This window comes from Zobellella denitrificans (genome assembly GCF_002237365.1).
Classification (GTDB): domain Bacteria; phylum Pseudomonadota; class Gammaproteobacteria; order Enterobacterales; family Aeromonadaceae; genus Oceanimonas; species Oceanimonas denitrificans.
Genome location: NZ_NMUO01000035.1, coordinates 26,830 through 34,324, shown reverse-complemented (window position 1 = coordinate 34,324; position 7,495 = coordinate 26,830). Strand labels below are relative to the sequence as shown.

The window sequence follows — 7,495 nt, the reverse complement described above, 5'->3', positions numbered from 1 at the left end:
GGCGACAACATCAAGATGGTCGTGACCCTGATCGCTCCCATCGCGATGGAAGACGGTCTGCGCTTCGCCATCCGTGAAGGCGGCCGCACCGTTGGCGCCGGCGTTGTTGCCAAGATCATCGAGTAATCGGGATCCGGCAATCGCTAAAAAAGGAGGCTTCGGCCTCCTTTTTGCGTTTCAGGGGCTGTACGTCAACTTATTATTAGAATACTCTAATTTAATGTGTTGCCGATGGCGACTCACGGCCGGCATGGCCTGCAACGAGGCTAGACTATGGATATCAGACAGGTTAATGCCACCTTCGCGGTGGCGGATCAGATCACTGAAGAAGATTTGCCCCTGCTGAGGGCCCGCGGCTTCCGGACCCTGATCTGCAACAGGCCCGATGGCGAGGTGCAAGGGCAGCCGGCGGCCGAGGCACTGGCGGCCCGGGCGCGGGAGCTGGGTTTCGAGTGGCATTGGATCCCTATCTCTTCCGGCAACTTTACCCCGGACGCCATCCGGGCCTTCGAGCTGGCCCTGGCCGCCACCGAGCAGCCGGTGCTGGCCTTCTGCCGCAGTGGTACCCGTTCCGTCACCCTCTGGGCCCTGGCCCAGTCCTCCCGGCAGACGGCGGCGGAACTGATTGCCGCCGCCGCCCGGGCCGGATACGACCTGTCGCCGATGGCGCCGCTGTTCGACGCCCGCTTCAGGGGCTGAGCCGTGTCCTTGCACCTGCTCGGCTGGTGCCGCCATTACGACAAGCCGACCCTGGCCCAGGATCTGGGGGCGGCGCTGATCGTCACCCTGATGCTGATCCCCCAGTCGCTGGCCTACGCCATGTTGGCCGGATTGCCGCCGGAGGCGGGACTCTATGCCAGCATATTGCCGCTGGTGGCCTATGGCCTGTTCGGCTCGAGCCGTACCCTCTCGGTCGGACCGGTGGCGGTGCTGTCGCTGATGACGGCCTCCACCCTGGGACAACTGCAACTCGAGGGCGTGCACTACCTGAATGGTGCCCTGGCCCTGGCCTTGATGAGTGGCGGCTGGCTGCTGTTGTTCGGGCTGCTGCGGCTGGGTTTTGTCGCCCACTTTATCAGCCATCCGGTGATGTCCGGCTTTATCAGCGCCTCGGCCCTGCTGATCACCCTCAGCCAGCTGGGCCCGCTGCTGGGGGTGAGGCTGGAGGGGCATCAGTTGCAGGCCCTGGGCTCCCTGGTACGGCAGTGGGATGCCATTACCCTGGCCACTGTGGTGATTTCGGTGGCCAGCCTGACGTTGCTGCTCTGGTCCCGTTACCGGCTTAAGGGCATGCTGTTGCGCCTGGGCGTGGACGAGGGGCTGGCTGCATCCCTGGTGCGGCTGACGCCGGCCTTGCTGGTGATGGTGGCCATGCTGTTGTCGTGGGGGCTCGATTTGGGTGCCCTGGGAGTTGCCCTGGTGGGCGAAGTGCCGTCGGGACTGCCTGCCTGGAGCTGGCCGCAGTGGTCTGCCTTGCCCTGGCAGGCGCTGATCGTGCCCTCGTTGCTGCTGTCCCTGGTGGGCTTTGTGGAGTCGGTCTCGGTGGGGCAGACCCTGGCGGCCAAACGTCGCCAGCGGATCTCCGCCAACCAGGAGCTGATCGGGCTGGGGGTTTCCAACATCGCCGCCGGCCTGTCCGGCGGCATGCCGGTTACCGGCGGTTTCGCCCGCTCCGTGGTCAATTTCGATGCCGGGGCCCAGACCCCGGCGGCCGGCATCTACACCGCCGTCGGCATAGCGCTGGCCGGACTCTGGCTGGCCCCCTGGCTCGGTGTCCTGCCCAAGGCGGTGCTGGCCGCCACCATAGTGGTGGCCGTGCTGGGGCTGCTGGACTGGCGCCAGTTTCTCCATACCTGGCACTACTCCCGTACCGACTTTGTCGCCCTGGGGCTGACCTTTCTGGTGACCCTGGCGGTCAACGTCGAGCTGGGGTTGCTGGCCGGTATCGCGGCCTCCCTGCTGCTGCATCTCTACCACAGTTACAAGCCGCACTGGGCCGAGGTCGGCCTTATCGCCGGCACCGAGCATTTCCGCAACCGGCTGCGCCACCAGGTGGAGCTGGACCAGAGCCTGCTCTGCCTGCGGGTGGACGAGAGCCTCTACTTCGCCAATGCCGGCCAGCTGGAAGACATCGTCGCCACCCTGGTGAGCCTGCGGCCCGAGGTGCGGCACCTGGTGTTGCAGTGCAGTGCTGTCAATCGCATCGATGCTTCCGCCCTGGACAGCCTGCAGATGATCAACGACCGGTTGCAACTGGCCGGCATCGGCTTCCACCTGGCCGAGGTCAAGGGGCCCGTGATGGACAGGCTGCGGCAGAGTTCTTTTCTCGACCGGCTGAACGGGCGGGTCTTCCTGACCATGTACCAGGCCTGGAACGGGCTGACCACCCAGCCGGAATATGTGATCTGAGCCGTTTTTTTCGGCAAGGAATAACTTGCATTGATAACCACTATCATTTAGATTTGTTCCATCCGGGCGGAGGACTTTTCTTATGTACGTGTGTTTGTGCAAGGGTATTACCGAGCGTCAGCTTAAACAGGCCATTGCCGAAGGTAACACCGAGTTCAAGCAACTGAAGCGCGAGCTGGGCGTGGGTTCCCAGTGCGGCAAGTGCATCCCGGTGGCCATGGCCATACTGGCGGAAGAAAACGCCAAGACCGCGCTCTATTACGAAGTCGCCTGAGACCGCTTTATCAATTTCAGCCCCTGAACTACGTTTAGAAGACTTCACACTGACTGGAGTCCGGTTCGATGAAAGGGGATCCCAAGATTATTTCCTACCTCAACAAGGTGCTGGGCAACGAGCTGGTTGCCATCAACCAGTATTTCCTTCACGCCAGGATGTACAAGGACTGGGGATTGCATCATCTGGCCGACAAGGAATATCACGAGTCCATCGAAGAGATGAAACATGCGGATCTCCTGGTCGAACGTATCCTCTTCCTCGAAGGCGTTCCCAACCTGCAGGATCTCGGCCGGCTGCGTATCGGCGAGGAGACCGAGGAGATGATCAAGGCCGATCTGTCCCTGGAGCTGGACGCCATCCCCGATCTCAAGGAAGCCATCGGCTATGCGGAATCGGTGCGGGATTACGTCAGCCGGGATCTGTTCAACGAGATCCTGGAAAACGAGGAAGAGCACGTGGACTGGCTCGAGACCCAGCTTGGACTTATCGACAAGGTGGGTATCCAGAATTATCTGCAGGCCCAGCTGGTGGACGACGACTGAGTTCCGCTCCCGCTCAAAACGGAAAAAGCCCCGCCCGGGGCTTTTTCCGTTTTGGGACTGCTCATCCGCCCCGGCTTTGGATACTATGGACCCAGACTTTAGCAAGGATGTCGATAGCGATGAAAAATACTCACAGAACCCTGCCTCCCCACAAGAATGTCGCGCTGGTGGCCCACGACCATATGAAAGAGCAGCTGCTGGAGTGGGTGGCCAGCCGGGCCGAAGAGCTGAAGCTGCACCACCTGTACGCCACCGGCACCACGGGCACCATGCTCAGCCGCAAGGTCGGGCTGCCGGTGCGCTGCCTGATGTCCGGCCCCATGGGCGGGGATCAGCAACTGGGCGCCATGATCGCCGAGGGCAAGATTGACGTGCTGATCTTCTTCTGGGATCCGCTCAACGCCGTGCCCCACGACCCGGACGTCAAGGCCCTGTTGCGCCTGGCCACGGTATGGAATATCCCGGTGGCGACCAACATCTCCACCGCCGACATGCTGATGGACAGTGTCCAGATGAGCCGGGACTTCAGTATCCGCATTCCGGACTATGACGGCTACCTGAAAGAAAGGACGGCCGGCTGAGCCACTCCCTTTGTCCGCCTGACCGGATAGTGGCGTTGTCTGTCCAGGTAAGCCTGAGCGCTCCGGCCGTAGCCGGGGGGCTCAGTTCCGGCCCAACTGCTTGTAGGCGTATTTGGGCCTGGTATTGAGGATCTGGTTCTTCTGCTCTTCGGTCATGTTGGCGGGGTTGAGTCCCAGGACCTTGAAGGTGAGCAGGGGGCGGGCTTCCAGGGTGATCATCAGCGGCTTGATGGCGTTGAACCCGGGTTCGACGGGCTCACCGTAGGCGTAGGTGAGGATGCCCTGCTCCAACAGATTTTTGACGGCCGGCTCGGTAACCGGCAGTTTTATGACGCTCTTGCGTTGGATCACGAACTCCCGCAGCACCGCCTTCTCGCCCGCATCCAGATAATCCAGCACTTCCTTCAGCAGTTTCTGTCGCACCAGTCGCTGCTTGCGATAAAACACGTGCTGAAACAGCAGTATGGCGCCATGGGCGAGAAAGTAGGAGGCCGAGACCACCATCCCCAGCACGAACAGCAGGCGATAATCGGCCAGCCAGAGTCCGAAGGCGCCGGCGAACAGGCTGTCCGGCAACAGGGTCACCAGGGTGCAGCTCAGCAACAACCAGCACATAAACCAGTTAAGCGGCGAAACCTCTCGTAAATCCAGCATGCTTGTCTCCACAGTCCCGGGGCGTGTCCAACCTGTCCCCGGCTAAGGCAATTTCTGTGCCATTGTATGGGCGCACAGCCACAGAGAACCGTTTTGGTTTCATTTGTGTATCGGATAGGTAGCCAAAAATTTATTTTTACATTAAATGTATACAAATGATCTTAACATTGTGCCTTTTTTGTGTTTTATTGGTACTCAATTTGTCGCCATTGTTACAGCTGACAGGGAGTCCAGGTAATGAGTACAGTTACACTAGAGCAGGCACTGACGATCACGCGCGGTGCCTTGCAGCACGGGATGGAAGTGGGCGCTGCGTCCCTGACCGTTGCCGTGCTGGATAATGCTGGCCGGCTGGTGTCCTTGCAGCGCCAGGACGGTTCCAGCCTGCTGCGGCCGGATATCGCCGTCGGCAAGGCCTGGGGCGCCATCGCCCTGGGGCGCAGTTCCCGCGGTCTGGCGGAAATGGCTGCGGCCCGACCGGCCTTTATGTCGGCGGTCAACGTGCTGGCCCAGGGTAATATTGTGCCTGTGCCCGGCGGCGTGCTGATCCGGGACGCGGCCAACCGCCTGCTGGGTGCCGTCGGCATCAGCGGCGATCAGTCGGACGTGGACGAGGTCTGTGCGGTCGCGGGAATCACATTGGCCGAACTGATCGCGGATTGCGGCTAGTCTGGCAGCGTTGTGCAGTAACTTGTTGTTTTGGTCGAGGGGTAACCTTGGTTACTCATTTTTACGCGCCCGCTTCGGTGGGCGCTTTTTTTTTACTCATTTTCACGGGATTCCGGTATGGTTAGCAAAAATAAACTTCCATTCCAATGGCCTGGAGCCTGAAACCCCGTATGTCCCGGATCAGAGTCAAGAACGAAGAAAAGATCATCCGTGCCGCCAGCCGGATCTTTGCCGAAAACGGCTATGCCGCCACCAAGACCGCCGATATCGCCGAACTGGCCCAACTGCCCAAACCCAATATCTACTACTACTTCGGCAGCAAGGAAAAGCTCTATCGGGCGGTGTTGGAGAGCGTGACCGAGCCGCTGCTGGCGGCGTCGGCTCCCTTTATCGAGTATCGGGATCCGGTGAAGGCCCTGACCGCCTATATCAAGGCCAAATTGCTGATCTCCCGGGACTACCCCTATGCCTCCAAGGTCTTCGCCAGTGAGATCATGCACGGTGCTCCCCACCTGCCGGAGGACATCATCGCCCGCCTGAGCGAGCAGACCCGCACCCTGAGCGCCAAGCTGAACGACTGGGTGGAGCAGGGGCTGATGGCGCCGGTCAACGGCCACCATCTGCTGTTCGCCATCTGGGCCTCCACCCAGACCTATGCCGACTTCAACTGGCAGATCACCATGGCCCTGGGCAAGGAAGAGCTGGACGACGGCGACTTCGACCAGGCGGCGGAGGTGATCACCCGGCTGGTGATCGACGGCTGCCGGGTGAAGTCCCTGACGGAGGGCTAGGGCCGGGCGGGATCGTTCTTGGCGGTGTCCGCCAGGCTGGCGTCGGGCATCCACCACCCCAGCACCAGGCAGAGCAGGGCATAACCGGACAGGGCCAGGAATACCGGCATGATCCAGTCGCCGCCACCGTTGCCCTGGTACTGCCAGCCGAGCAGGGCCACCCCCAGGGTGCCGCCCAGGGAACGGATAAAGTTCATCAGCGCCAGCCCCGAGCCCAACTGACGGGCGGGCAGGGCGTTCTGCACCGCGATGGAGCAGGCCACGATCAGAAAGCCGATGCCCACTCCGGCCAGGATCAGCGCCGGATAGAGCCATAACCCCGGCTCCTGTCCCTGGAATACCCACCACAAGCCACCACAGCCCAGACCCAGCGTGACTCCGCCCAGCAAGGGGAAAGGCCGGCAGAATCCCTGGCGGGCAATGCGCTTGCCGCTGACAAAGGTGCCCAGGGTCACGCTCAGGATAAACCATAACAGTACCTGGCTGGTTTGGGCGGGCGTCATCGCCAGTTGCTGCTCCAGCCCCAGCGGCACATAGACCAGCAGGGCCAGCCGGATGGCCTCCGACAGGGCCAGCAGCAGCACGGCGATGCCGAACAGCCGCTCCTTCAGGAAACGCAGGGGCAGTACCGGGCCCGGGTGTCGCCACTGGTGCCAGACCAGCACCAGGCTGAGCAGGGCGGCCAGCCCCAGCAAGAGGGGCTGGTAGCCGGCCAGCGCCGGTGCGATCAGGGGGACATTGGCCGCCAGTCCCCAGCCGGCCCCCGTCAGCAGCAGCAGCAGGATGCCGACACCGTCCTGTTTTCCTGTGGCGCCCTGGTGGCCCAGATCCTTCAATGCCCAGTGGTTGAGCCCCAGCGCCAGCAGCCCCAGCGGCACCTTGAAGATAAACAGCCAGCGCCAGTCGAACAGGCCGATGATCAGGGCGCCGAGCAGGGGCCCGGCCACGCTGGAGATGGCGAAGATGGCGGAAATATAGCCCTGGTAGCGGCCCACCTGGCGTGGCGGTATCACATCGGCGATCACCGCGAAGGACAGGGCGATCAGGCCGCCGCCACCGGCGCCGGTCAGCAGCCGGGTAGCGAGCAGGGCCGGCAGGGTGTCGACCAGGCTGCTGGCGAGCGAGCCCAGGGTAAAGAGCGCGAGGGCCATGGCCAGACAGGGGCGGCGGCCGAAGCGGTCGCTCAGCCGGCCGTAGACCGGCATGCTGAGGGTCATGGCGAAGAGGTAACTGCTCACCAGCAGCGGGGCCAGCTCCGGTGCCGCGAAAGCCCGCCCCAGGGTGGAGAGCGCCGGCATCAGCAGGGTGATTTCCAGGGCGCCCAGCATGATGGCCAGGGCCACGCCGAGAAAAACCTGCTGTACGCGCCGGCGTTCGGCGTGGTGAAGGTCTCGAGTCATCGTTTGGCTTTGCTCCCGCTACACTTAACACAAAAGACAGAAAAAATTGCCGCCATCAACGTACACAAGTGTTGAGTAAATTGCTTGTGGCAGCAATCGCTTAATACATGCCGGCAACAAAACGGTTACTTGGCTGTGAAATATTTGTTGACTCAGGAGTCAGTTTTTTATT

The 7,495-nt window shown here is 61.9% G+C and carries 10 protein-coding genes; 8 read left to right on the top strand and 2 right to left on the bottom strand.

From position 1 onward, the window contains the following. From CGX12_RS09430 to CGX12_RS09405, 6 genes are all read left to right on the top strand, one after another. Nucleotides 1–126: EF-Tu C-terminal domain-related protein (locus tag CGX12_RS09430; protein ID WP_446750932.1), on the top strand; the 126-nt coding region annotated here is incomplete at its 5' end. Nucleotides 127–273: 147 nt separating this feature from the next. After that, a complete protein-coding gene (locus CGX12_RS09425) occupies nt 274–699 on the top strand; it encodes a protein tyrosine phosphatase family protein (protein WP_094039634.1) in 426 nt (141 codons plus the stop codon). A 3-nt stretch (nt 700–702) separates the two neighbouring features. Next, entirely contained in the window at nt 703–2,409 is a 1,707-nt protein-coding gene (locus tag CGX12_RS09420) for a SulP family inorganic anion transporter (RefSeq protein ID WP_094039633.1), read from the top strand. A gap of 82 nt (nt 2,410–2,491) precedes the next feature. Beyond that, complete coding sequence (locus CGX12_RS09415) at nt 2,492–2,683, top strand: bacterioferritin-associated ferredoxin (protein ID WP_094039632.1); 192 nt, start codon at nt 2,492–2,494, stop codon at nt 2,681–2,683. Nucleotides 2,684–2,751: 68 nt separating this feature from the next. Further along, nucleotides 2,752–3,228 carry a bacterioferritin gene (gene bfr / locus CGX12_RS09410; protein WP_094039631.1) on the top strand — a complete coding sequence of 159 codons (477 nt, stop codon included), beginning with the start codon at nt 2,752–2,754 and terminating at the stop codon, nt 3,226–3,228. A 119-nt stretch (nt 3,229–3,347) separates the two neighbouring features. Then, entirely contained in the window at nt 3,348–3,809 is a 462-nt protein-coding gene (locus tag CGX12_RS09405) for a methylglyoxal synthase (RefSeq protein ID WP_094039630.1), read from the top strand. Between the two features lie 81 nt (nt 3,810–3,890). Here CGX12_RS09405 and CGX12_RS09400 read toward each other — a convergent pair whose 3' ends face one another. After that, complete coding sequence (locus tag CGX12_RS09400) at nt 3,891–4,463, bottom strand: superinfection exclusion B family protein (protein WP_094039629.1); 573 nt, start codon at nt 4,461–4,463, stop codon at nt 3,891–3,893. A gap of 237 nt (nt 4,464–4,700) precedes the next feature. Between CGX12_RS09400 and CGX12_RS09395 the strand changes: the two genes are divergently transcribed. Further along, nucleotides 4,701–5,132: a GlcG/HbpS family heme-binding protein gene (locus CGX12_RS09395; RefSeq protein WP_094039628.1), complete on the top strand. Its 432-nt coding sequence runs from the start codon at nt 4,701–4,703 to the stop codon at nt 5,130–5,132. Nucleotides 5,133–5,302: 170 nt separating this feature from the next. After that, nucleotides 5,303–5,923: a TetR/AcrR family transcriptional regulator gene (locus CGX12_RS09390; RefSeq protein ID WP_094039627.1), complete on the top strand. Its 621-nt coding sequence runs from the start codon at nt 5,303–5,305 to the stop codon at nt 5,921–5,923. On the opposite strand, the gene CGX12_RS09385 is transcribed toward CGX12_RS09390, so the two are convergent. Next, nucleotides 5,920–7,323, bottom strand: coding sequence for an MFS transporter (locus tag CGX12_RS09385; protein ID WP_094039626.1), 1,404 nt, complete (start codon nt 7,321–7,323; stop codon nt 5,920–5,922). The genes CGX12_RS09390 and CGX12_RS09385 overlap by 4 nt on opposite strands. Between the last annotated feature and the right edge of the window lie 172 nt (nt 7,324–7,495).

Coding starts and splice junctions, on each gene's coding strand:
- CGX12_RS09425 (WP_094039634.1), top strand. CDS start 274: ATGGATATCAGACAGGTTAATGCCACCTTCGCGGTGGCGGATCAGATC.
- CGX12_RS09415 (WP_094039632.1), top strand. CDS start 2,492: ATGTACGTGTGTTTGTGCAAGGGTATTACCGAGCGTCAGCTTAAACAG.
- bfr (WP_094039631.1), top strand. CDS start 2,752: ATGAAAGGGGATCCCAAGATTATTTCCTACCTCAACAAGGTGCTGGGC.
- CGX12_RS09405 (WP_094039630.1), top strand. CDS start 3,348: ATGAAAAATACTCACAGAACCCTGCCTCCCCACAAGAATGTCGCGCTG.
- CGX12_RS09400 (WP_094039629.1), bottom strand. CDS start 4,463: ATGCTGGATTTACGAGAGGTTTCGCCGCTTAACTGGTTTATGTGCTGG.
- CGX12_RS09395 (WP_094039628.1), top strand. CDS start 4,701: ATGAGTACAGTTACACTAGAGCAGGCACTGACGATCACGCGCGGTGCC.
- CGX12_RS09390 (WP_094039627.1), top strand. CDS start 5,303: ATGTCCCGGATCAGAGTCAAGAACGAAGAAAAGATCATCCGTGCCGCC.
- CGX12_RS09385 (WP_094039626.1), bottom strand. CDS start 7,323: ATGACTCGAGACCTTCACCACGCCGAACGCCGGCGCGTACAGCAGGTT.